This is a genomic window from Pseudomonas sp. URMO17WK12:I11 (genome assembly GCF_007677725.1).
GTDB lineage: Bacteria > Pseudomonadota > Gammaproteobacteria > Pseudomonadales > Pseudomonadaceae > Aquipseudomonas.
This window is the reverse complement of sequence record NZ_VEDF01000005.1, coordinates 296,142-319,946: the sequence shown is the minus strand read 5'-3', so window position 1 is coordinate 319,946 and position 23,805 is coordinate 296,142. Positions and strand designations below refer to the sequence as shown.

At 62.7% G+C, this 23,805-nt stretch carries 22 protein-coding genes; 15 read left to right on the top strand and 7 right to left on the bottom strand.

The window, feature by feature from the left end; all coding sequences use genetic code 11:
- Window position 1 precedes the first annotated feature (1 nt).
- The 3 genes from FS665_RS12545 to FS665_RS12535 form a co-directional block, all read right to left on the bottom strand.
- Window positions 2-1,168, bottom strand: coding sequence for an alginate biosynthesis protein Alg44 (locus FS665_RS12545; RefSeq protein WP_145188475.1), 1,167 nt, complete (start codon window positions 1,166-1,168; stop codon window positions 2-4).
- A gap of 37 nt (window positions 1,169-1,205) precedes the next feature.
- A complete protein-coding gene (locus tag FS665_RS12540; RefSeq protein ID WP_178108334.1) occupies window positions 1,206-2,687 on the bottom strand; it encodes a glycosyltransferase family 2 protein in 1,482 nt (493 codons plus the stop codon).
- Between the two features lie 85 nt (window positions 2,688-2,772).
- Complete coding sequence (locus FS665_RS12535) at window positions 2,773-4,089, bottom strand: nucleotide sugar dehydrogenase (protein WP_145188469.1); 1,317 nt, start codon at window positions 4,087-4,089, stop codon at window positions 2,773-2,775.
- A 930-nt stretch (window positions 4,090-5,019) separates the two neighbouring features.
- Between FS665_RS12535 and FS665_RS12530 the strand changes: the two genes are divergently transcribed.
- From FS665_RS12530 to FS665_RS12505, 6 genes are all read left to right on the top strand, one after another.
- Window positions 5,020-5,439 (top strand): hypothetical protein, encoded by a 420-nt coding sequence (locus tag FS665_RS12530; protein WP_145188466.1) that lies wholly within the window; start codon window positions 5,020-5,022, stop codon window positions 5,437-5,439.
- A gap of 195 nt (window positions 5,440-5,634) precedes the next feature.
- Complete coding sequence (locus FS665_RS12525) at window positions 5,635-6,330, top strand: hypothetical protein (protein WP_145188463.1); 696 nt, start codon at window positions 5,635-5,637, stop codon at window positions 6,328-6,330.
- A complete protein-coding gene (locus FS665_RS12520) occupies window positions 6,327-6,998 on the top strand; it encodes an ABC transporter ATP-binding protein (protein WP_145188460.1) in 672 nt (223 codons plus the stop codon). Before FS665_RS12525 ends, FS665_RS12520 begins: the two co-directional genes overlap by 4 nt.
- 76 nt (window positions 6,999-7,074) lie before the next feature.
- The gene (locus FS665_RS12515; protein ID WP_256675090.1) at window positions 7,075-8,160 is read left to right on the top strand and encodes an ABC transporter permease; all 1,086 of its coding nucleotides are present in this window, start codon (window positions 7,075-7,077) and stop codon (window positions 8,158-8,160) included.
- The gene (locus FS665_RS12510; protein ID WP_145188454.1) at window positions 8,153-9,544 is read left to right on the top strand and encodes a TolC family protein; all 1,392 of its coding nucleotides are present in this window, start codon (window positions 8,153-8,155) and stop codon (window positions 9,542-9,544) included. The genes FS665_RS12515 and FS665_RS12510 overlap by 8 nt, the downstream gene beginning before the upstream one ends.
- Entirely contained in the window at window positions 9,537-10,763 is a 1,227-nt protein-coding gene (locus FS665_RS12505) for an efflux RND transporter periplasmic adaptor subunit (protein ID WP_145188451.1), read from the top strand. Before FS665_RS12510 ends, FS665_RS12505 begins: the two co-directional genes overlap by 8 nt.
- 15 nt (window positions 10,764-10,778) lie before the next feature.
- Here FS665_RS12505 and yaaA read toward each other — a convergent pair whose 3' ends face one another.
- Window positions 10,779-11,558 carry a peroxide stress protein YaaA gene (gene yaaA / locus FS665_RS12500; protein ID WP_145188448.1) on the bottom strand — a complete coding sequence of 260 codons (780 nt, stop codon included), beginning with the start codon at window positions 11,556-11,558 and terminating at the stop codon, window positions 10,779-10,781.
- Window positions 11,559-11,694: 136 nt separating this feature from the next.
- Here yaaA and FS665_RS12495 point away from each other — a divergent pair, with 136 nt between their 5' ends.
- From FS665_RS12495 to moaE, 5 genes are all read left to right on the top strand, one after another.
- Complete coding sequence (locus FS665_RS12495; RefSeq protein WP_145188444.1) at window positions 11,695-12,831, top strand: polysaccharide deacetylase family protein; 1,137 nt, start codon at window positions 11,695-11,697, stop codon at window positions 12,829-12,831.
- Between the two features lie 274 nt (window positions 12,832-13,105).
- Window positions 13,106-14,500: a PhoH family protein gene (locus FS665_RS12490; protein WP_145188441.1), complete on the top strand. Its 1,395-nt coding sequence runs from the start codon at window positions 13,106-13,108 to the stop codon at window positions 14,498-14,500.
- Window positions 14,501-14,633: 133 nt separating this feature from the next.
- Window positions 14,634-15,104 carry a cyclic pyranopterin monophosphate synthase MoaC gene (gene moaC / locus FS665_RS12485; protein ID WP_145188438.1) on the top strand — a complete coding sequence of 157 codons (471 nt, stop codon included), beginning with the start codon at window positions 14,634-14,636 and terminating at the stop codon, window positions 15,102-15,104.
- Window positions 15,104-15,349, top strand: a complete 246-nt coding sequence (locus FS665_RS12480) for a MoaD/ThiS family protein (RefSeq protein WP_145188726.1) — start codon at window positions 15,104-15,106, stop codon at window positions 15,347-15,349. Before moaC ends, FS665_RS12480 begins: the two co-directional genes overlap by 1 nt.
- 2 nt (window positions 15,350-15,351) lie before the next feature.
- Complete coding sequence (gene moaE, locus FS665_RS12475; protein WP_145188435.1) at window positions 15,352-15,798, top strand: molybdopterin synthase catalytic subunit MoaE; 447 nt, start codon at window positions 15,352-15,354, stop codon at window positions 15,796-15,798.
- On the opposite strand, the gene rhlB is transcribed toward moaE, so the two are convergent.
- Entirely contained in the window at window positions 15,799-17,262 is a 1,464-nt protein-coding gene (gene rhlB / locus FS665_RS12470) for an ATP-dependent RNA helicase RhlB (protein WP_145188432.1), read from the bottom strand. It lies immediately after the preceding gene.
- Window positions 17,263-17,361: 99 nt separating this feature from the next.
- Complete coding sequence (locus tag FS665_RS12465; protein WP_145188430.1) at window positions 17,362-18,018, bottom strand: alpha/beta hydrolase; 657 nt, start codon at window positions 18,016-18,018, stop codon at window positions 17,362-17,364.
- 331 nt (window positions 18,019-18,349) lie between these two features.
- Here FS665_RS12465 and FS665_RS12460 point away from each other — a divergent pair, with 331 nt between their 5' ends.
- The 4 genes from FS665_RS12460 (at window position 18,350) to FS665_RS12445 (ending at window position 22,507) form a co-directional block, all read left to right on the top strand.
- Window positions 18,350-19,378 carry an amino acid ABC transporter substrate-binding protein gene (locus tag FS665_RS12460; RefSeq protein WP_145188427.1) on the top strand — a complete coding sequence of 343 codons (1,029 nt, stop codon included), beginning with the start codon at window positions 18,350-18,352 and terminating at the stop codon, window positions 19,376-19,378.
- A gap of 67 nt (window positions 19,379-19,445) precedes the next feature.
- Window positions 19,446-20,624, top strand: a complete 1,179-nt coding sequence (locus tag FS665_RS12455) for an amino acid ABC transporter permease (protein ID WP_145188424.1) — start codon at window positions 19,446-19,448, stop codon at window positions 20,622-20,624.
- A gap of 10 nt (window positions 20,625-20,634) precedes the next feature.
- Window positions 20,635-21,732, top strand: a complete 1,098-nt coding sequence (locus tag FS665_RS12450; RefSeq protein ID WP_145188421.1) for an amino acid ABC transporter permease — start codon at window positions 20,635-20,637, stop codon at window positions 21,730-21,732.
- Window positions 21,733-21,742: 10 nt separating this feature from the next.
- On the top strand, window positions 21,743-22,507 hold the full coding sequence (locus tag FS665_RS12445) for an amino acid ABC transporter ATP-binding protein (protein ID WP_145188416.1): 765 nt from the start codon (window positions 21,743-21,745) through the stop codon (window positions 22,505-22,507).
- Between the two features lie 32 nt (window positions 22,508-22,539).
- On the opposite strand, the gene algW is transcribed toward FS665_RS12445, so the two are convergent.
- Complete coding sequence (algW, locus tag FS665_RS12440; protein ID WP_145188413.1) at window positions 22,540-23,700, bottom strand: Do family serine endopeptidase AlgW; 1,161 nt, start codon at window positions 23,698-23,700, stop codon at window positions 22,540-22,542.
- Window positions 23,701-23,805: the final 105 nt, after the last annotated feature.

Sequence of the window (23,805 nt, the reverse complement as noted above, 5' to 3'; positions counted from 1 at the left end):
CTTACAGCCCGCGGGCCGCAGCTTTGTCGACCAGCCAGTCCAGGGACGGGCCGCGATCGCTTTGTACCGAGGCCGGGCGGCCTGCCAGCTCGGCAGGCATGGCGCTGTCCGGCTTGATCTGCACGCGGATGTCGGAGGCCAGGTCATCGCTGTTGAGGCTGGTGCTGCTGACGATCTGGCCGCTGCGCATCGCGTCTTCGCCGGCGACCTGGAAGCTGACCCGGGTGCCTGGCTTGACCTCGTCGAACTGGCGATAGCTGAAGCGCGCCTCGACCATCGGTGTGGTGGTTCGCGGTATCAGCTGGAAGATCGGTTGGCCCTTGGCGGCATATTGGCCGTCATCGACCAGTTGCCGAGCGACCACGCAATCGCAAGGACTGGTGAGGGTGCCGGAGAGTTGCTTGCCGAACAGCTCCTCGATCTTCGCCGGTTCCAGCTGCGAGTCGTCCAGGCTGCCCTTGAGCATGTCCAGCATGCTGGTGGTGAAGCTGGCCAGCGGCGCGCCCTTGACGATCTGCCCGCCGGTTTGCGTCAGGCTGTTCACGGTGCCGTCGCGCGGCATGGTCACGGTGGTGGTCGGCACCGCCACCACGCCTGCTTCGGCATGGCTGACGAAGTACATGCCATACAGCGACTTGGCAACGAAGCCGAAGGCCGCCACGCCGACCACGAATACCCCGAGGGTCACGGTCACCGCCTTGAGCCGGCCGAAGGCGGACAGGCCCGAACCGTTGTCCTTCTGCTTGCGTGCCTTGGTGAAGTTGTCGCGCTGCAAGGTGCTGAGCACGTCGCCGGCGGTGATCAGCTCACCGGACAGATGGCTGGTGATGATGTGGCGCAGGGTGGCGATGTCACGTGGCTCCAGGTTCTGGAACTGGGCACCGGTACGGCCGCTGGCGCTGTCGTGGGAGCGCACCTGAAATTCGATGTCCATCGACAACCCGAGGTTGTCGACCGTGAACTGCAGGCGGCCGCGCAGTACTTCACCGATCGCCAGGGGCAGGGGGCTGTGGAAGCTCAAGCCACCGGCAGAGAGGTCGTCGACCTTTACATCCGGTGCCTGGCGCGCCTGGTCCAGAATGCGCAGCTTGGCCGGAATGCGCACACGGGCGTGTTGGCGCTGGGCTTCGGACTCATGCACGACGTTGACGTTCACGGCGTTATTCATCTTGGTTTGTTCCTGTTAGTACCGATCCGGATTGGGCTCACACGACCATGAACAGCACAGCGACGAAGACGCTGGCAGCGGAGAAGGTCATGGTCCGCGAGGACCAGGTGTTGAACCATTGTTGAAAACTGGCGAGGTCACGCTTGAGGGCAGTCGGTTGGCGGGTCCAGGACTGCTTGTCGAGGCGGAAGAACACGTAGATCTTCATCAGCGCGCCGACGATCTGGTTGTAATAGAGAATCAGCGGGTAGGCCGGCCCGACGCTGTGGCCGGAGCACAGCAGCATGATGGTCAGGATCAGACGGGTGATGCCGATCCACAGCAGGTACACCAGCAGGTAGGCCATGCCGAACTTGAGGCTGGCGATCACCGCCACGGTCAGGCCGAGCAGGCTGGTCCACATCGACACGCGCTGGTCGAACAGCACGATGCTGGTGAACACACCCAGGCGCCGCAGCCCCAGCCCCAAGGCACGGGAGTTCTGCCGCAGGTTGTTGCCGTACCAGCGGTACATCAGTTTGCGGCTGGCCTTGAGGAAGCTCTTTTCAGGCGGGTGCTCGACCGTGTTGATCGCCGCGTCCGGCACGTAGAAGGTGTCATAGCCCAGGCGCATCAGGCTGAACCAGCTGGACTTGTCGTCGCCGGTGAGGAACTTGAAGCGGCCCAGGCGCCAGTGCATCAGCGAGTCGCTTTCGACGTCGGCGATGAACTCGGGGTTGGTCACCACGCTCGCGCGGAACATCGACATGCGCCCGGTCATGGTCAGCACGCGCTTGGACAAGGCCATCGAGCACATGTTGATGTGGCGCTGGGCGAAGCGCAGCTTGTGCCACTCGCTCATGATGTAGCCGCCGCGCACTTCGCAGAACTCGTTGGTGGTCAGGCCGCCGACGTTGGGGAACAGCTTGAACCACGGCACGGTCTTGCGCACCACGCCTTCGCCCAGCACGGTGTCGCCGTCGATCACCGCGACCACGGCATTTTCGTCCGGCAGCATCCGCGAGATGGCGCGGAACCCGTAGGCCAGGCCGTCGCGCTTGCCGGTGCCGGCGATGCGCACGATGTCCAGGGTGACGTGGGACGGCGGGTTGTACTTGGCCCAGAGGCTTTTCACCAGCAGCTCATCGGACATCTCTACCAGCGAGCAGACCACGGTGGTGGGGTAGCCGCATTCGATGGCTTCGCGGATCACCGAGCTGTACACCTGGGCGGTGGTCAGAGCTTCGATACGAAAGCTGGTGACCATCAGGTAGACGTGCGACGGCGCCGCGGACTCGCCCATTTTCCGAACCTTGCGGCGCAGGTAGGGGTAGACGCCGTAGAGGAAGATCATGCCGCGGATGAAATGGGTGGCGCCCATGGAGTAGCGCCAGATGCCGACTGCGCCGACCAGGAAGATGAAGTGCTTCGACTGCGAGTCGAAGATATCGGCTGGCAGGGCCAGGGCGATCAGCATGAGCAGGCTCATGTAGAGCAGCCACCCGGCGCACTGCAACAGCACTGTCTGGAGCCTTTGCATGTTCAGCATCCGTCGAGAATTCGGGAAAAGGTGGGCAGCGATGGGGCGCCTGGTGCCAAGGCCCCATCGCTGGCCGGTCAAGCGCTTACCAGCAGATGCCTTCGGTACGGCTGACGTTGCAGGTGGTCTTGTTCATGAAGCCGACCAGGTCGATGACTTGCTTGCCTTCCGGTGCCTGTTGAGCCAGGGCGCGGAACTGCTCGTCACGGTTGCCCAGGACGATGATGTCGGCGTTGTCGATGACCTTCTGGAAATCGGCGTTGAGCAGCGACGAGACGTGGGGGATCTTCGACTCGATGTACTCTTTGTTGGCGCCGTGAACGCGGGCGTACTCGACGTTCTCGTCGTAGATGTCCAGCTGGTAGCCCTTGCCGATCAGGCGTTCGGCCAGTTCCACCAGCGGGCTTTCGCGCAGGTCGTCGGTACCGGCCTTGAAGCTCAGGCCGAGCAGGGCGACCTTGCGCTTGTCGTGGGCTTCGATCAGCTCGAAGGCGTTCTGCACCTGGGATTCGTTGCTGCGCATCAGCGAGTCGAGCAGCGGTGCGCGTACATCGAGGCTGGCCGCGCGGTAGGTCAGGGCGCGTACGTCCTTGGGCAGGCACGAGCCGCCAAAGGCGAAGCCTGGGCGCATGTAGTACTGCGACAGGTTCAGCACCTTGTCCTGGCAGACCACGTCCATCACGTCGCGACCATCGACACCCACGGCCTTGGCAATGTTGCCGATCTCGTTGGCGAAGGTGACCTTGGTGGCGTGCCAGACGTTGCAGGTGTACTTGATCATCTCGGCCACTTCGATCGGCTTGCGGATGACCGGGGCGTCCAGTTCTTCGTACAACGCTTGCAGCACGTCACCGCTGGCGCTGTCCAGCTCGCCGATGACGGTCATCGGAGGGTGGTCATAGTCTTTGATCGCGGTGCTTTCGCGGAGGAATTCCGGGTTCACCGCGACGCCGAAGTCGACACCGGCTTTTTTGCCGGAGCATTCTTCGAGGATCGGGATCACCACGTTCTTCACGGTGCCTGGCAGCACGGTGCTGCGCACCACGATGGTGTGGCGGCGCTCGCTGTCACGCAGCACGTAACCGATCTCGCGGCACACCGACTCGATGTACTCCAGGCCCAGGTCGCCGTTTTTCTTGCTCGGGGTGCCGACACAGATCATCGACACGTCGCTGGCGCGGATGGCCTCGGCGAAATCGGTGGTGCCACGCAGGCGGCCATTGGCGATGCCTTGTTGCAGCAGTGCTTCCAGGCCAGGTTCGACGATGGGCGACTTGCCCTGATTGATCAGGTCGATCTTGGTCTTGGACACGTCCACACCAATCACGTCATGGCCACGCGCCGTCAGGCAGCCTGCACAGACCGCACCTACATAACCCAAACCAAAGATGCTGATACGCATCGCTATCACCTCGTGTGTTTATCACGTCGGCTCTTTCGCAAAAGCCGGACTGGGTTGATTAACAACAGTTTTCGGGCGCACGGGTCCGTGGCGAATGCTCACTTCGCCGAGCGCAGGCATGAATGAATCCGTCGCGCACAAAGTTGTGCACTAGTAAATGGCAGTTGCTAACCAGTAATTAAAAGGCGTGCCCTATGATGCAGCCGTCTTTATTGCAATACGCTTACGTGGCGTACTGCTGTGCTTGTTCTTTCAAGTGGAAAAATCCTTTGAAATCAACCACTAGGACGAATTGTCAGGGGCGCGTCTGTCCTCCATGGACGGGGCTGTCGGGGGAACCCGTTTGCACCGGTGTTACTGAGTGAGGCGGGTATTAGTTACCGGCCGATTGTCCTGTAAGTCATCTCGTACAGCCCGGGGGCATGAAATTCGTTACGGCACTATGAGCGACAGGTAGTGGGAGAAGTTCCTGGGGCGGAATGGCCACCATGAAAGATTTCTAAATAATTTTTCAGTGGCGAATACTTTCAATTTGATAGCACAGCTCGGTTTTACCCCCGGCTATAAGGGGCGGAACTGACGCGCGCCGTTGTTATGCCATCACGCAAAATTTTTTTTCGAAATTAGTCAAAAAAGTACGAACGGGCTTATGGCGTCTCGCGATAAACCGGTATTCGTCGTTTTAGTGGCGCCGGAATATTGGCTATTCTGCTTCTCTACCTGCGACCTGTGGGACAGGATGGCCTGAGACACATACCGTAACAGAGCAAGGCCACACAGAGACTAAGGTTTTACGTAGAGCTGCCGCTAGCCTTCTTGGACGCCTTTCTAGGCTGTCCATGAACGAGGGAACGTCTTGGACAGCCTCCGGCTGATGGCCAGATAGGGCGTCTCATCCATCAACACATGGAAGAGACGAGACCCATACCGATGAAAACTATCTTTCAATTTCTATGCTCTACCGTTTGCTTGCTTGCCACAGGGCAGGCGCTGGCGGGTCCGCCTGTCGAGGTGACCTTCAAGAACCTCTCTGCCAAGACCGTCACGTTGCAATTGACGAACGCCAATGAAAACAGCACTTACCTGATTGCCAATCCCAAACCTGAACAAAAGGTCAATGCCGGCCAATCGATCAAGTTCACGGTGCAACGTCAAGTCAGTCCAGACGTTAATGGTGCCTCGCTGCGTTATTCCGACGGCACTAAAACCTGCGCCTTTGGCACTTCGTTCGTCATGATGCTGCCTAAATGGAGCAAGGCTGCCAATCCAAGCGGCGGCGCGACGTGCACCGCTGTCAATTCAGGCTTTGGCGCAAACTACTCATGGAAAGCTGAATTTGTCATGAAGTAGACCTCATGTGCAGGGTGGCCTGCGCGTGTCCGAGCATTGCTCGGCGCGCAGGCTACCGCAACCGATGGTTTTACATTCGTGCTACCAGTCGTGGAGATAGCGCTCATGACAAAAGTTGGCGATTCACTCGTTACATCCTTACCAGCATCTATCACGTCAGGATTAAACCCAGTTCGACCAGGCGCGTCAGGGGCTATGCCTGAAATATCGACGGATCAGGCGGCAGACTCCCTACAGGTGTCACCTTTAGCCAAGCAGCTGGCGGCTGCGGCGGAACGCGCTGCTGCGCGTGACAGCCAATTGAGCCGCAAAGAGTTGGCCGCTCTGGCACTGCGCATCAGTATCCACCTGGGCGGTAACGCTTATATCTCGAACAAAGCGCTTTATGACGCCATCGTCCCTGAGACAGATGATCCCGAGTTATTGGCCAGGGCGCGTCAAGCGACCGATTTTTCCAATGGAAAAGACACTAACCCTTTCAAAGATCTGACAACCGAGCAACTGGCACTCATCAGCTACGATGAGGCAGGTGAGTTTACCCACAACGAACGCTACGCAGCCAACTGGGAACTGGGGCTACGCGCGTCCCAGTGGACAGCCTATATCGTAGAAAAATCGAACAGCGAATATCAACGAAGCGGTTCGCGTGAATTGGCGATCCGCGAGATGAGTGACTACTACAGGTCACTCCCGCCTATCATTGGCGCCGAATTCGACGGTTTCGAGCTGCATGCCATGCTGAATAAAGAGGGTGCAGAGTTGCCGCGCACTCGTACGTCAATGTTCTTGTTCGACACGGTCCTGCAAACCACCCTCGAACTGGAACAGCAGGCCGACGAAGCAAAGCCGCCACTGACGCCACCTGCGCAGGACGCGAGCAAACAGCAATGATCCAGGATCCCATCATTGCCTTGCACGGCATCGGCCGCCGATTCGGTGGCCAGCGCATCCTCCACAATGCCTCGTTTACCCTGGCGCGCGGCGCATCCTGCGCCCTCCTTGGGGCCTCTGGCTCAGGCAAAAGCACCTTGCTCAACATCATCGGGCTGCTGGACCGCGCCTGCGAAGGGATGGTGTACCTTGACGGCCGTGACATGAGCACCGCCGACGCCGACAGCCGGGCGATCACCCGCAATCATCTGCTCGGATTCGTGTTCCAGAGTTTCAATCTACTGCCACGCTTGTGCGCGTTGGACAACGTTGCCTTGCCCCTGAGCTATCGCGGTGTGCCCCGTGCAGCGGCGCGTGAGGCCGCCAGGGTGCGGCTGCACAGCGTCGGTTTGTTGCACAAGGCGTCCAGTCTGCCAGCCGATCTGTCGGGCGGGCAGCGCCAGCGCGTGGCGATCGCCCGGGCCCTGGTCACCCAGCCGCGCATCCTGCTGGCTGACGAGCCCACCGGCAACCTGGACGGCGACGCGGCGCAAGCGGTGGTCGAGTTGCTGCTCGCGCTCAACCGCGAGCAGGGCATGACGCTGTTGCTTGTCACCCATGATGAGCGCATCGCCGCGTGCATGCAGCGACGCGTCCGGGTGCGCGAGGGTGCGCTCGAGCATGCCTGAAGACTACGGACCGTCATGGCCGCAAAGGCTGCAGGAGGCACTCGGCAGTGTTCGGCAGCTGGCAGGGAGAGCCTGGATGGCCGCGTTCGGTATCGCTGTCGGCTGCGCGGCGCTGGTGGCGTTGCTGAACATCGGCCATAGCGCTGCGCAGCACACCCGGCAGATGTTCCAGCGCCTGGGCAGCAGCCTGGTACTGGTCAGCATCGACACCCCAGGCGTTGCCGCGCCGCCTGTACGGCTGTCGTTGGCGGCGCTACCGCCAGCAATCGTGGCTGCGGCGCCGTTGGCAGTCAGCGTCGCCGCAGCGCGGCTGGGTGAGGTCAGCGAAGCGCTGATGGTGGCTGGCAGCACCCCGGCGCTGGCGCAGGTGCTCGATTTACAGATCCACAGCGGGCGGGCGCTGTCCCGTCATGATGATGGCGCGCTGCACGTGCTGCTTGGGGCAGCGCTGGCCGAGCGCTTGCAGGCGCAACCTGGCGATCGTCTGCAACTGGACAACTACCTGTTCGACGTGATCGGCATCCTGGCGCAGCGCGGCGCCAACCCTATGCTGCCGATCGATCTCGACCAGACAGTACTGATGCCTCTGTCTGCCCTGGGCCGCCTGGCCAGTGCGGGTGAGGTGAGTGCCGTGCTGGCCCGAGGCGATGATCGCGGTGAGTTGGCAGCGATTGCCCAGCAATTGCTCGATGACTTGCAGGCGCAATTGCCCGCCCATGCGCTGAGCGTGCAACTGCCTGCGCAACTGCTGGCAAGCATGGCCAGTCAGACCCAGCTGCTGCGCTGGAGCCTGGCCGGCACGGCCGCCATCGCCTTGCTGCTCGGCGGTGTTGGCATCATGAATGTGATGGTCATGAACGTCAGCCAGCGCCGCCGTGAAATAGGCGTACGCCTGGCGCTCGGCGCCCGCGGGCGAGATATCGCCGGGTTGTTCCTGCTCGAGGCGGTGGTGCTGGCGGCGGCCGCTGCGTTTGCCGGGCTGCTGCTTGGGTTGGCCGCGGCCTGGGGGTTCGTCTGGCTGACCGGCTGGGGATTCGCATTCGACGTCCGGTCGTTGCCGGCCGGGGTTGGCAGTTCGCTGGCCTTGGCGTTGTTCTTCGGCCTGCAGCCGGCGCTGGCGGCGGCGCGGCTGCAACCGGTGCAGGCGCTGCGCGATGACTAGGTGGCTGTTGCTGATCGGCAGCCTGGTGACAATGACCTGCGTAGGGGCGCAGGAGTCGGTCGAGCTTCGCCTGACCGATGCCATTGCCCTGGCCTTGCGCGACAACCGGGCCGTGCGCGGTGCCTACTTGCAGCGGGTGGTGCAACGCTTCGACCTGCGGGTGGCCGTCGACCAGTTCGCCCCACAATTGTCGTTGCACGCGCGCTATCTGGGTCAGCGCAACCAGGCTGACCGTTACCGTCAGGCCCAGCTCACGCCGAGCGCCAGTCTGCTCACGCCCTATGGCACGCGCCTGAGCCTGGACTGGGCGTACGATGATACCCGCGCCGATGACGCCGGGCGGCGTTACAGCGACGGCGCCAACCTGACGATCATCCAGCCGCTGCTGCGCGGTGCCGGACGTGCGATCGCCACCGCGCCGCTGCGCCAGGCGCACCTGGCTGAACAGATCAACCGCCTGGCATTGCAGGAGAGCGTCGCTCAAGTCGTTGCCCAGACCATCTTCGACTACCACGACTTGCTGCGTGCCCAGGAGCAGCTACGCATCGCCGATGATGCCTTGGCACGCGCGCGGCAATGGGTCGAGGTGAACCGTGCGTTGATCGCGGCCGGGCGCATGCCGGCCTTCGAGATCGTCCAGGCCCAGGCGCAGGTCGCTGATCAGGAACTGGCGCGCGAAGGCAGTCGCAACCGGCTCTATCAAAGCCGTCTGGCCTTGGCGCAGGTTCTGGCTTTGGACATGACCACACCTTTGCGCGCCGTCGAGCCCCTGCGCGTCGAGCCGACGCACCTGGATGCCGAGCAGGCGCTGCAGCGCGCGCAACGCCTGCAACCGGCCTACCGCGCGCAGCTATTGGCAGGTGAGCAGGCGGCGATCGACTTGCAGGTAGCCCGCAATGAACAGTGGTGGGACCTGGCCTTGATCGGGGGGGCGAGCCAACAGCGCGAGCGGCCCGTGGAAAGCAGGGCCTGGCAGCATTACCTGGGCCTTGAACTGAGCATCCCGCTCGGCGACCTGAGCCGCCGGCAAGTCCTGGTACAGGCCCAGGTAGCGGCGGACACCCAGCGCCTGCGCGAAGCACAGGCCCAGCAGCAATTGGCTCGCGATGTCGCCGTTGCCGTGCGCGACCTGCAGGTGCGCTGGCGACAACTGGGCATCGCCCGCCGAGCCCTGGAGCTGGCACAGCGCAAGCTGGACATCGAGCAAGAGAAGCTGGCCGCTGGACGCTCCAGCAATTTCCAGGTGCTGAGCTTCGAAAGCGATCTGCGCCAGGCACAGAGCACGGAGCTGGACACCAGCATCGACTACTTGCAGGCGCAGGTCATGCTCGACCAAGTGGTGGGCAGCACGCTACAACGCTGGCAGGTGGCGCTGGATGATTAGGCATTGGCGTTGGGTGATACGCCTGCTGCCATGTGCGGGTGTGCTGCTCGCCTGGGCCTGCTGGCCGGTTGTCGAACCGCGTTCTGCGCCACGGTGGGTGAGGGTCGAGGCGCAGCGCGTGGACAGCCGCCTGGGACTGGTCGGCAGGCTTGAGGCGAGCCGCCGACAGGCGCTGGGCGCAGCGTTCGACGCGGTGCTGGCAGCCGTTCTGGTCCAGCCAGGGCAGCCAGTCGCCGCTGGCCAGCCGCTGTTCGTGCTGGACACGGCGCAGATCGATATCCAGTTGCGCCAGGCCGAAGCGGAGCGACTCAAGGCTCGCGCGCAGCTCGCTGAGTTGCGCGCCTGGCGCGAGGGGCCGCAAATGGCACGCAGCGAACGCGCGCTCGGCGCCGCCCGGGCCAACCTGCAGGCCAGCGAGGGCGCTTTGCGCGAGGCCCGCCGCCTGTTCGAGCGCGGCATCATCGCACGCATGGAGCTAGAGAGCCTGGAGCAGCAAGCCCAGGCGCAACGCCAGGCCTTGCTGGATGCCGAGCAGGATGTCCGGCAAACCCGCACGCGTGGCGAGGGCGAGGCACTGTCGATTGCCGGCATGGAGCTGGCCAATGCGCAAGCGCGCTGGCAGGCATTGGCCGATCGGCGTGCGCTCAGCGTGGTCGTGGCGCCCTTCAGCGGGCTGCTGGTGGCAGCGCCCAGCGAGCGCAATGATACCGGGCGGCCGTTGCAGGTCGGACAGCTGCTGAGCCAAGGCGCGCCCCTTGGCAGCCTCGTGGCGCTCGAGCGTCTGCAGGTGGTGACCAAGGTGCACGAGGAAGATCTGGCCAAGCTGCGCGAGGGGCAGCCGGTGCAGGCGCTGATCGCCGGGCAGCGCTTCGAAGGCCGCGTCGAGCAGGTTGGCCAGCAGGCCCTGGATGATCGCGGGCAAGCGGCCTGGTACGCGTTGACGGTGGGATTGACCCTGCCCAAGGCAGCCACCGCGCTGGGGTTGCGGCTGGGCATGAGCGCGCAGTTGAGCGTCGAGCTGGAGCCTCGCCGGCAGGCGATGGTCATACCGCCGCAGGCGCTGCACGAGGATCAGGCGGGGCAGGTTTACGTGCTGTTTCGCGCGCAGGACGGGCAACCGCCGCGCAAGGTCAGGGTAACGCCTGGCGCAGCAGTGGTGCAGGGGATCGAAGTCGATGGCCTGGCAGCGGGCTGGGTACGCCTGGCCGATGGGCCTTGATGGCCTGTGCTCGGCTCAGTCGTCCGGGTGATCGCGCAGGAACACCAGGTGATCGGCCTTGGACTGTTCGGCGCTGTAGTAATAGCCCTGCACATCGAAGGCCTTGAGCTGCTCGGGATCGTTGACCCGTTCCTGGATGACGAAACGGCTCATCATGCCGCGGGCTTTCTTGGCGTAGAAGCTGATGATCTTGTACTGGCCGTTCTTCTGGTCCTTGAAGTCGACATTGATCACCCGGGCCTTGAGGGCGCTGCGTTTGACCGCACTGAAGTACTCGTTGCTGGCCAGATTGAGCAAGACATCGTCGCCCTGGTCGGCCAGCGCCTGGTTCAGCCATTCGCTGATACGCGTGCCCCAGAAGGCGTACAGGTCCTTGCCGCGCGCATTGGCCAGCTTGGTGCCCATCTCCAGGCGATACGGCTGCATCAGGTCGAGTGGGCGCAGCAGGCCGTACAGGCCAGAGAGCATGCGCAGGTGATCCTGGGCGTAGCTGAAGTCGTCTTCACTGAGGCTTTGGGCGTCGAGGCCGGTGTACACATCGCCTTTGAAGGCGAGCAAGGCTTGCTTCGCGTTGGCCGGCGTGAACTGTGGGCTCCAGCTGCCGAAACGCGCAGCATTGAGGCCAGCGAGCTTGTCGGAGAGGTGCATCAGTTCGCTGATCTGCACCGGCGAAAGCTCGCGCAATTGGCCGATCAGCTGCTGGGAGTCGTCCAGGTATTGCGGCAGGGTGAACCGCTCGGTAACCGCGGGGGTTTCGTAATCGAGGGTCTTGGCGGGGGAAATCACCGTCAGCATCGGGTCGGCTCCAGGAAACGTTGCCGGCAATTCTACGGGGTAGGGAGGACAAGTCCAAACTATGACGACGATAGTCACAGACCATAGGCCAGGCAGGCGCTATAGTGCGCGCTTTGCCGTCACCCAGGGATCGCTCATGCGCATCGTCGCCGCGTTGCTTGCCATGTTGCTGGGCCTGGCCGCCCAGGCTGCGCCCATGCCGCCGGCCAGCCTCGACCGCAGCCAGTGGCCTGAACAGCTCGACAGCCCGCCCTTGTTCGATGTTGCCTCGCGGGCGGAGATCCTGTCGTTTGCCCGCGTGCTGCACGAAAGCGAGCTGCTCGACGACGCTGCCCTGGGCGCGCGCCTGGGCCTGCGCCAGATCAACCTGCAGAAGATCCGCGCGGTGCGCGCGCAGATGTGGCAGCGCCTGTGGCAGGGTTATCAACAGGCCCAGCGCAGTTGCGAGCAGGATGCGTCATTCTGCTATCTGGTCGAGTCCATGAGTGAATTGCGCAGCAAGGCTGCGACGTTCGCCAGCGATGTTGGCACCTTCTACACAGGCTGGGTCGAGCCAAGCTATCAGTTCCATGTGCGCTACCTCGATGAGCAACTGCGCAAGGCCGCGTTGTTGCCGCAGACCAGCAGCGAGATCGAGCGCCTGTCCAGTGGTGAGCGCAGCGGCGACGAATTGAACGATCGGATGTTCTTGCTGACCTTCGCCGGAGGTCCCGGGCCTGAGGGCAGCCCTGTCGACGCCTTGACAGCCTACCTGCGCAAGCAGCGCCTGCAAGGCACCTTCTTCGTGCTGGGCAGCCGCCTGCAGCAGCGCCGCGATGCTACGCCGGCCGGCAGCTTGGCACGGCTGTATGGCGGCCAGTGTGTTGGCATACAAGGCTGGGAATACCGCTCGCATGCCCAGTGGCAGGGCTGGCAGGACTCGATCAAACGTGCCCAGGCGCGAGTCCAGGCGGACCTGCCCGGGCAATACGTGCCGCTGTTTCGTCCACCTTACGGTCAGCGCCGCGCCGATGGCGAAGCGTTCATGGCCAGCCAGCAGCTCAGTGTATCGCTGTGGGACATCGATGCTCAGGACGATACTGCGCTGACGGCCGAGGCATCTGCCCAGCGTGTCGTGACCTTGATGCTGCTGTGGCGCAAAGGCGTCATCCAGTTTCACGACAGCCTGCCAAAGGCTCAGCCAGCGCTGCAATGGCTGCTGCAGCACACCGCGCAAAGCGGACTCGGTTGGGAGGATTGCCACGATTATGCGGCAGGTGAATCGGGGGTATGACTTCTGACTGTAGTCTGCGATCGAGCGATCGCCAAGGGCGCTTCGTCAATCGGAAAAATAAACTTCAAAAATACGTAAAAGTGCTTTTTCCGGTCATGGTTTTTGCGGTATGAAGAAACCAGACAGCCGATTCCTGCAGCACAGGTGGCGTCATCCAGGCCCACCTTGCCAGGTTCGCTTCCCGCCCGTAGCAACGCGGATACGGGGAGAACGGTCGTCACTCTGCGGCGCGCCACAGCGCGTGCCGTGTGGCTTCGACATAAGGTGACCGAGTATGGATGACCAAGGACGCACCCCTTCCTCCAGCAAGCCAATCCTCTATGTGCTCGATACCAACGTCTTGATTCACGACCCCAACGCATTGCTCAACTTCGAGGAGCACCACGTCGCCCTGCCCATGACGGTGCTGGAGGAACTCGACAAGCTCAAGACCGGTAAACAGTCCATCGCTGCCGAATGCCGCCAGGCCATCCGCTTGATCGACCAGACCTTGGGCGATGCCTCGCCCAGCGCAGTCGAACAGGGCGTGCCGATCCAGCGCGGCAAGAGTGGGCCCAAGGGCTTTTTGTCGATCCTGATGACCCCGCGCAACGAACCGAACAAGCTGCTGCCTGAAACCCTCAACGACAACATCATCATCAACCAACTGCTCGAGGTCCGCGCCCGGCGCACCGACCTGGACGTGGTGCTGGTCACCAAAGACATCAACATGCGCCTGAAGGCGCGCGCCTGTGGCATTGCTGCCGAGGACTACAGCACCGACCAGCTGGTCGATGACGTTTCGCTACTGTCCAAGGGCTATCACTCGGTCACCGGCTCGTTCTGGGACCGCGTCAGCAAGGTCGAAACGCGTCAGGAGCGCGGTCGTACCTGGCACCGGGTGCAGATGAGTGAAAGCCTGCCGGCGGTGCACATCAATGAATTCATCATCGATGAGCAAGGCTTCGTCGGCTGGGTCAAGGGCATGCGCAACGATGAGCTGCTGCTGCTCGACCTGCACCAGGAACCGCTGCTGCACCAGGAAGCCTGGGGCTTGAAGCCGCGCGACATCCACCAGAGCCTGGCGCTGTTCGCCTTGCTCGACCCCGATATCCATTTGGTCAACCTCACCGGCGCCGCAGGTTCCGGCAAGACCATTCTGGCCCTGGCTGCAGCCATCGAGCAGACCATGGTCAGCAAGCGCTACCGGCGCATCATCGCCACCCGCAGCGTGCAGGGGCTGGACCAGGAGATCGGCTTCCTGCCGGGTACCGAGGCCGAGAAGATGGAACCTTGGCTGGGCGCGATCACCGACAACCTCGAAGCCCTGCACATGGATGACGAAAGCACCCATGGCAGCGTCGAGTACATCCTTGAACGTGTGCCCTTGCAGTTCAAGTCGCTGAACTACATCCGCGGGCGCAGCTTCCAGCAGAGCCTGATCCTCATCGACGAATGCCAGAACCTCACGCCGCACCAGATGAAGACCATCATCACCCGTGCCGGCGCTGGCTCCAAGGTGGTGTGCCTGGGTAACCTGGCGCAGATCGATACCCCCTACCTGTCCGCGACCAGCTCCGGCCTGACTTACCTGACCGAGCGCTTCAAGGACTTCCCCCACGGCGTGCACATCACGCTGCAAGGTGTACCGCGGTCGGTTCTGGCCGAATACGCCGAGTCGCACATGTAAGCCCTTGGAAGATCCTGTGTAAGCCACCTTGCCGGTTCGATACGCCGGCAAGGTCGCCTCTCCATAACACAATCCACTGCGCAAAGCTGACCCACGGGTTTACACTCTCTGTTCCCTTCACAGGAGCAGAGCAGTGCTGACACATCTTGATTCCCAGGGGCGCGCCAACATGGTCGACGTCACTGAAAAAGCCGTGACCGAGCGCGAAGCGGTGGCAGAAGCGCGGGTGCGCATGTTGCCGCAGACCTTGCAAATGATCGTCGACGGTCAACACCCCAAGGGCGATGTGTTCGCGGTAGCACGTATCGCCGGCATCCAGGCGGCGAAGAAGACCAGCGACCTGATCCCGTTGTGCCACCCGCTGATGCTGACCAGCGTGAAAGTCGAATTGAGCGCCCAAGGCGAAGATTCGGTACACATCGTGGCCCGTTGCAAGCTGGCCGGGCAGACCGGGGTGGAGATGGAAGCGCTGACCGCCGCCAGCGTCGCCGCGCTGACCCTCTACGACATGTGCAAGGCCGTGGACAAGGGCATGCTCATCGAGCAGGTGCGCCTGCTGGAAAAGCTCGGCGGCAAGAGTGGCCACTACAAGGTGCAGGCGTGATGAAGATAAAGGTGATGTATTTCGCCCGTTACCGCGAGCGACTGGGGCTGGATGCCGAACAGCTGGAAGGTCGGTTCAGCGTGCTGGACGATGTCCGTCAGGCGCTTGTCGACAAAGGCGGGGACTACGCGGTGCTGGCAGAACACAACCTGATGTGTGCGCGCAATGAAGACCTGTGCCGCCTGGATGAGCCGGTGCAGGACGGCGATGAAGTGGCATTCTTTCCACCTGTGACAGGAGGCTGAGCATGGCGGTACGCGTACAGCAAAGCGCTTTCGATCCAGGCGCCGAGGTCAACGCCATGCATGCGGCGAATGTCGGGGTCGGCGCGGTGGTGGGGTTCGTCGGCTACGTGCGCGACTTCAATGACGGGCGCGACGTCGCCGGCATGTTCCTCGAGCACTACCCCGGCATGACCGAGAAAGCCCTGGGCAAGATCGTCGTCGAGGCCGAGCAGCGCTGGCCACTGCTCAAGGTCGAGGTACTGCACCGCATCGGCGCGCTCGAGCCAGGCGAGCCGATCGTCTTCGTCGGTGTGGCCAGTGCCCATCGGCAAGCAGCGTTCGATGCCTGCAACTTCATCATGGATTACCTGAAAACCCGCGCGCCGTTCTGGAAGAAGGAAAACACCCAGGAAGGGCCGCGCTGGGTCGAAGGCAGGCAGAGCGACCAGGATGCTGCCGGGCGCTGGTAATCAGTGCGGCTTGCGCGGCACTGGTTTGAGCAACTCATCCGGTGGCATCTCACACTTGATCTTGCGCCCCAGCAGCGCTTCGATCGCTGGCAACTGGTAGGAGTCATCCTCCCCGGCGAAGCTGATCGACACGCCATTGGTACCGGCGCGGCCGGTACGACCGATGCGGTGCACGTAGTCGTCCGGATCTTCTGGCAGGGTGAAGTTGATCACGTGGCTGATGCCATCGATGTGGATCCCGCGCCCAGCCACGTCGGTTGCCACCAGCACGGTGATGCGCCCTTCGCGGAAGTTCTCCAGGGTACGAATACGTTTGTGCTGAGGCACATCGCCCGAGAGCTGGGCGGCGTTGATGCCGTCGCGCACCAGTTTTTCCTCGATGCGCCGCACCTCGTCCTTGCGGTTGGCGAAGACCATGACCCGTTCCCACTGGTTCTGGGTCACCAGGTTGTACAGCAGCTTGTACTTGTCGCTGCCGGCCACCGCATACACGTGCTGCTCGACCGTCTCGCTGGCGACGTTCTCCGGCTCGATCTCGACGATTGCCGGGTCGGTCGTCCACTGCTTGGCCAGGTTCATCACATCGTCTGTGAAGGTGGCGGAGAACAGCAGGGTCTGGCGTTCGCTCTTGGGCGGGGTCTGGCGGATGATCTGCCGCACTTGCGGGATGAAACCCATGTCGAGCATGCGGTCAGCTTCGTCGAGCACCATGACCTCGACCATGTCCAGGTGCACCTCGCCGCGCTGGTTGAAGTCCAGCAAGCGGCCCGGCGTGGCCACCAGGATGTCGCAGTGCCGCGCCTCCAGGGCCTTGAGCTGCTTGTCGAAGTCCATGCCGCCTACAAAGCTCATGACGTTCAGGCCGGTGTACTTGGTCAGGGCGGCAGCGTCCTTGGCGATCTGCACCACCAACTCGCGCGTTGGGGCGATGATCAGTGCCCGTGGCTCGCCCATGTAGCGCTCCTTGGGCGGTGGCGTCTGCTGCAACTGGGAAATGATCGAAATCAGAAACGCCGCGGTCTTGCCGGTGCCGGTCTGCGCCCGGCCGATGGCGTCCTGGCCGCGCAGGGTGAAGCCCAGCACCTGCGCCTGGATCGGCGTGCAGTAGGGGAAGCCCAAGTCGTGAATGGCATGCATCAGCTCGTTGGAGAGCTTGAAGTCGTGGAAGCGGGTCTTGCCTTCCTGCGGCTCGACCACGAAGTCTTCCGGCTTCCACAGGCTGGCCTGGGGTTTGGGTTTGCGTTCGCGGCGCGGCTTGTCCTCGGCAGGCTTGCTGGCTGCTGCCGCAGGCTCGGCGTTTGCAGTGGGCTTGGCGATGGCAGGTTGCCGAGGCGCTGGCGCTTTCGGTTGCGGCCGGGCCGGTGCGCTTGGCGCGGGCGCGGCGGGCGTGACGCTGGCAGCAGGCGCGGGCGCAGTGGGCGCGGCGTCTGGTTTGCCGAATAGTTTCTTGAGTGCCTTGAGCACGATCTTCTCATCAACTGATTAAGGAATGTACGCCGGGCAGTGTAATGCAAGACATCCGCACGGCGTAGCGGAAAACGCCCAGCCAGGGGCGGGTTGGTCTTATTGCAACTGCTTGCTCAGCCAGTCGTGAATGTCGCTCAGCTCCTCGACCACCACTTCATGCTCCATCGGATATTCGTGCCAGCGGGCGGCCACGCCCCAGGTATTGAGGTACTCGAAGGCGGTGCGGCCCATAGACGGGATCACCACCGGATCGTGCACGCCATGCAGGCACAGCGCCGGGGTGCGTTGCTGACAGGCGCTCAGCTGATGATCGTCGGCGAAGGTCGGAGCGTAGGTGGACAGCGCAATCACGCCGCCGAGGGCTTCCTGCCACTTTATATAGGCTGTGTGCAGCACCACCGCGCCGCCTTGCGAGAACCCGGCCAGGACGATCCGTGACAAGTCGATGCCCTTGGCCTGCTCGGCCTTGATCAGCTCGATGACCTGCTCGGCCGAGGCGTCGAGCTGTGCTTCGTCGATGGCGCGCGCCGGCGTCATGGCCTTGATGTCGTACCAACTGGGCATCGCGTAGCCACCGTTGATGGTGACCGGACGGGTCGGCGCCTGGGGCATCACGAAGCGGGTACTGGGCAGGCGTTCCTGCATGAATTCAGCCACGGGTAGGAAGTCGTAACGGTCGGCGCCCAAACCATGCAACCAGATCACACAAGCGTCTGCGGTTTTCAGTGGTTCGAGAATCAGCGGGTTGGTCATGACTGCTCCGAAATAGTGCGGGTGTAGCACAAGCGTGCGTTGAAAAAAGGCGTAGCAAATGATTGTCAGTAAAAGAATGTCGCAACGATACAACTTTAGCTACTTGACGATCACTTAAACGCTACAGCCGACAACTCTGGTACGCGCTTTGCAATTCTTCAACCGATGCAAAAGGCAGGCCGTGACGGTAACACCCTTTGCACGCGAAGGCTGTCACAGAACAGCCCATTGCGCCAATTGACCCAATAACAAGCCAACAAGGGTCGGATGCGCCTCATAAGGGTGCGGTGCAATTCCGGCTCGTACAACAAGAGCGATTTGGAGGTTGTGAATGAAGATGTTGAAAACCACCCTGGCAGTCCTGACCGCTGCCGCCGCATTGGGCGCCGTGAGCACTGCCCAGGCCGGTGCCACCCTCGATGCGGTGAAGAAGAAGGGCTTCGTCCAGTGTGGCGTGAGCGATGGCTTGCCAGGCTTCTCGGTACCGGATGCACAAGGCAAGATCGTCGGTATCGACGCCGATGTCTGCCGCGCAGTCGCAGCGGCCGTGTTCGGTGACGCCAGCAAGGTCAAGTTCAGCCAGCTCAACGCCAAGGAGCGCTTCACCGCGCTGCAGTCAGGCGAGGTCGATGTGCTGTCGCGCAATACCACCTGGACCAGCTCGCGCGATGCCGGCATGGGCCTGGTGTTCGCCGGCGTCACCTACTATGACGGCGTGGGCTTCTTGGTCAACAAGAAGCTTGGCGTCTCCAGCGCCAAGGAACTCGATGGTGCGACCATCTGTATCCAGGCCGGTACCACCACCGAACTGAACGTGTCGGACTTCTTCCGCGCCAATGGCCTGAAATACACCCCGATCACCTTCGATACCTCGGACGAGAGCGCCAAGTCCCTGGAATCTGGCCGTTGCGACGTACTGACCTCGGACAAGTCCCAGCTGTTCGCGCAGCGCTCCAAGCTGGCCGCACCGACCGAGTACGTGGTGCTGCCGGAAACCATCTCCAAGGAACCGCTGGGCCCGGTGGTGCGCAAGGGCGACGAGGAATGGTTCAGCATCGTCAAATGGACCTTGTTCGCCATGCTCAACGCCGAAGAGGCCGGCATCACCTCGAAGAACGTCGAGGCTGAAGCCAAGGCGACCAAGAACCCGGATGTCGCCCGCCTGCTCGGTGGCGACGGTGAGTACGGCAAGGACCTGAAGCTGCCCAAGGACTGGGTGGTGCAGATCGTCAAGCAAGTCGGCAACTATGGCGAAGTGTTCGAGAAGAACCTGGGCCAGAGCACCGACCTGAAGATCGACCGTGGCATGAACGCCCTGTGGAACAACGGCGGCATCCAGTACGCGCCACCGGTGCGCTGATGGCTGCACCCTGCGGCGGCATTCGGCCGCCGCAGGTCGTTCGGAACCCTACTTTCCGGGGCACTTCATGCAAAATCGAATCGGCGCACAAAGGGGCCTGTCCCTGAGCGATCCACGTGTGCGCGCGTGGCTGTTCCAGATCCTCACCGTGGTCCTGGTGGTGGGTCTGGGCTGGTACCTGTTCCACAACACCCAGACCAACCTGCAACACCGGGGCATCACCTCGGGCTTCGACTTTCTCGAGCGCAGCGCAGGCTTCGGCATTGCCCAGCACCTGATCCCCTACGTCGAATCCGACAGCTATGCGCGGGTGTTCGTCATCGGCCTGCTCAATACCCTGCTGGTGACCTTGATCGGCGTGATCCTGGCCACCGTACTGGGCTTCGTCATCGGCGTGGCGCGGCTGTCGCCGAACTGGATGATCAGCAAACTGGCGGCGGTGTATGTCGAGACCTTCCGCAATATCCCGCCCTTGCTGCAGATCCTGTTCTGGTACTTCGCCGTGTTCCTGACCCTGCCAGGACCACGGGGCAGCATCAACATCGACGACATGGTGTTCATCAGCAACCGCGGCCTGAACATCCCCGGAGCCTCGATGGCCGAAGGCTTCTGGCCGTTCGTGGTGGCCGTTGCCGTGGCGCTGCTGGCCATCGTGGCCATGGTCCGCTACGCCAACCGGCGCTTCGACGCCACTGGGCAGCCGCTGCACAAGTTCTGGCTGGGCCTGGCCTTGCTGATCGGCATCCCCGGGGCCTGCGTGCTGCTGTTCGGCAGCCCGGTGCATTGGCAGGTGCCGCAGCTCAAGGGCTTCAACTTCGTCGGTGGCTGGGTGCTGATACCTGAGCTGCTGGCGCTGACCCTGGCCTTGACCATCTACACCGCCGCGTTCATCGCCGAGATCGTGCGCTCCGGGATTCGCTCGGTCAGCCATGGGCAGACCGAAGCTGCGCGCTCGCTCGGCCTGCGCGAAGGCCCGACCCTGCGCAAGGTGATCATCCCGCAGGCCCTGCGGGTGATCATTCCGCCGTTGACCAGCCAGTACCTGAACCTGGCCAAGAACTCGTCGCTGGCGGCGGGCATCGGCTACCCGGAGATGGTTTCGCTGTTCGCCGGGACGGTGCTGAACCAGACCGGCCAGGCCATCGAGGTGATCGCCATCACCATGAGTGTCTATCTCGCCATCAGCATCAGCATTTCGCTGCTGATGAACTGGTACAACAAGCGCATCGCGCTGATCGAGCGGTGAGGATACGCCCGTGAATGCACATGTTTTCAAACCTGACATGCCGCCGCCGGTGAAGACCGTCGGCGTGCTCGCATGGATGCGTGCAAACCTGTTCTCCAGCTGGCTCAACACCCTGTTGACCCTGTTCGCGGTTTACCTGGTGTGGCTGATCGTGCCGCCGCTGGTGCAGTGGGCGTTGCTGGACGCCAACTGGGTCGGCAGCACACGCGCCGACTGCACCAAGCAAGGCGCCTGCTGGGTGTTCGTGCAGCAGCGCTTTGGCCAGTTCATGTACGGCTATTACCCTGCCGAATTGCGCTGGCGGGTCGACCTGACCGTGTGGCTGGCGGTACTGGGTGGCGCGCCGCTGTTCATCAAGCGCTTCCCGCGCAAGGCGATCTATGGCCTGGGCCTGCTGGTGCTGTACCCAATCGTCGCCTACACCCTGTTGCACGGTGGCGTGCTGGGCCTGAGCAGCGTTGCCACCAGCCAGTGGGGCGGCCTGATGCTGACCTTGGTGATCGCCACCGTGGGCATCGTTGGCGCCTTGCCGCTGGGCATCCTGCTGGCCTTGGGGCGGCGCTCGAAAATGCCGGCGGTGAAGGTGGTCTGTGTCACCTTCATCGAGTTCTGGCGTGGCGTGCCGCTGATCACCGTGCTGTTCATGTCATCGGTGATGCTGCCGCTGTTCCTGCCTGAAGGCATGAGCTTCGACAAGCTGCTGCGGGCGATGATCGGGGTGATTCTGTTCCAGTCGGCGTACATCGCCGAGGTGGTGCGCGGCGGCCTGCAGGCCATCCCCAAAGGCCAGTACGAAGCGGCCGCGGCCATGGGCCTGGGTTATTGGCGGGCGATGGGCCTGGTGATCCTGCCGCAAGCCCTCAAGCTGGTGATCCCCGGCATCGTCAACACCTTCATCGCCCTGTTCAAGGACACCAGCCTGGTGATCATCATCGGCCTGTTCGACCTGTTGAACAGCGTCAAGCAAGCTGCCGCCGACCCGGCCTGGCTGGGCATGGCCACCGAGGGCTACGTGTTCGCCGCCCTGGTGTTCTGGATTTTCTGTTTCGGTATGTCCCGCTACTCCATGCATCTGGAGCGCAAGCTGGACACTGGCCACAAGCGTTAGGAGTGTCGAGATGAGTGAAGCGATCAAGCAGCCTGTTGGCCCGGAAGGCATTATCCAGATGCAGGGTGTCAACAAGTGGTACGGGCAATTCCATGTGCTCAAGGACATCAACCTCAACGTGCGCCAGGGTGAGCGTATCGTGCTCTGCGGGCCATCCGGTTCGGGCAAGTCGACCACCATTCGCTGCCTCAACCGCCTGGAAGAACACCAGCAGGGGCGTATCGTGGTCGATGGCGTCGAGTTGACCAACGACCTCAAGCAGATCGAGGCGATCCGCCGTGAGGTGGGCATGGTGTTCCAGCATTTCAACCTGTTCCCGCACCTGAGCATCCTGGAAAACTGCACCCTGGCGCCCATGTGGGTGCGCAAGATGCCGCGCCGTCAGGCCGAGGAAATTGCCATGCACTACCTGGAGCGAGTGCGCATTCCGGAGCAGGCGCACAAGTTCCCCGGGCAGCTGTCGGGCGGCCAGCAGCAACGTGTGGCGATCGCCCGAGCGTTGTGCATGAAGCCAAAGATCATGCTGTTCGACGAGCCTACCTCGGCGCTCGATCCGGAGATGGTCAAGGAGGTGCTCGACACCATGGTCAGCCTGGCCGAGGACGGCATGACCATGCTCTGCGTGACCCACGAAATGAGCTTTGCCCGGACCGTGGCGAACCGGGTGATCTTCATGGACAAGGGGGAAATCGTCGAGCAGGCAGCGCCCGATGACTTCTTCGACCGCCCACGCAGCGAGCGGACCCGGCTGTTCCTCAGCCAGATTCTGCACTGATGTAACCAGGGCCGCTTGCGCGGCCCTGGTTGTTACTTCTCTTCCTTGGTCACCACCGGTGCCGGCGGCGGTCGCAAGCCGACTTCGGCGATCAGCTTCAATTGCTGACCATTGCGCATCACCTCGATGCTGATCTTTTCGTTGGGCTTGATCCGCGCCACCTGGTTCATCGACTTGCGCCCGTCACCGGCGGGCTCGCCGTTGATGCTCAGAATCACGTCGCCCAGTTGCAGGCCGGCCTTCTGCGCCGGGCCATCGCGGAAGATCCCCGCCACCACGATGCCTGGGCGGCCTTGCATGCCGAACGATTCGGCCAGCTCCTGGCTCAGCGGCTGCACTTCGATGCCCAGCCAGCCACGAATCACCTGACCATGCTCGACGATCGACTTCATCACCTCCAGCGCGAGCTTCACCGGAATGGCGAAGCCGATGCCCTGGGAGCCGCCGGACTTGGAGAAGATCGCGGTATTGATGCCGACCAGGTTGCCATTGGCATCGACCAAGGCGCCGCCCGAGTTGCCCGGGTTGATCGCAGCGTCGGTCTGGATGAAGTCTTCGTAGTTGTTCAGGCCCAACTGGTTGCGCCCGGTGGCGCTGATGATGCCCATGGTCACGGTCTGGCCCACGCCGAAGGGGTTACCAATGGCCAAAGTCACGTCGCCGATATGAATGCTGTCGGAGCGGCCAATGGTGATCGCTGGCAGGTTCTTCAGGTCTATCTTGAGCACCGCCAGATCGGTTTCCGGATCGCTGCCGATCACCCGCGCCAGGGTTTCGCGACCGTCCTTGAGCGCCACGACGATCTGGTCGGCGCCGCTGGTGACGTGGTTGTTGGTCAGCAGATAGCCCTCGGGGCTCATGATCACCGCCGAGCCCAGGCTCGATTCCCAGCGCCGTTGCTTGGGCAGGTTGTCACCGAAGAAGCGCCGGAACTGCGGGTCCTCGAACAGCGGATGCGCGCTTTTGTTGACCACCTTGGTGGTATACAGGTTGACCACTGCCGGTGCGGCGAGGGTCACGGCGTCGGCGTAGGACACCGGCCCCTGCATGACCTTGGTAGTCTGCGGGGCTTGCTGCAGGTTGACATCCTGGCTGGGCAGGCCGACCCATTGCGGAAAACGCTGGATGATCAGTACGGCGATCAGAACACCGGTAAGCAGGGGCCAGCCAAAATAACGCAACGCCTTGAACATGAACGAATCCTGGAAAGGAGCGGGGGCCTGTGGCCGCAGTGGGGCCATGAACGCGCGCGATCATACACCGGTTCCCCCGCTGCCGGCGACGGCTCATAATGGCCG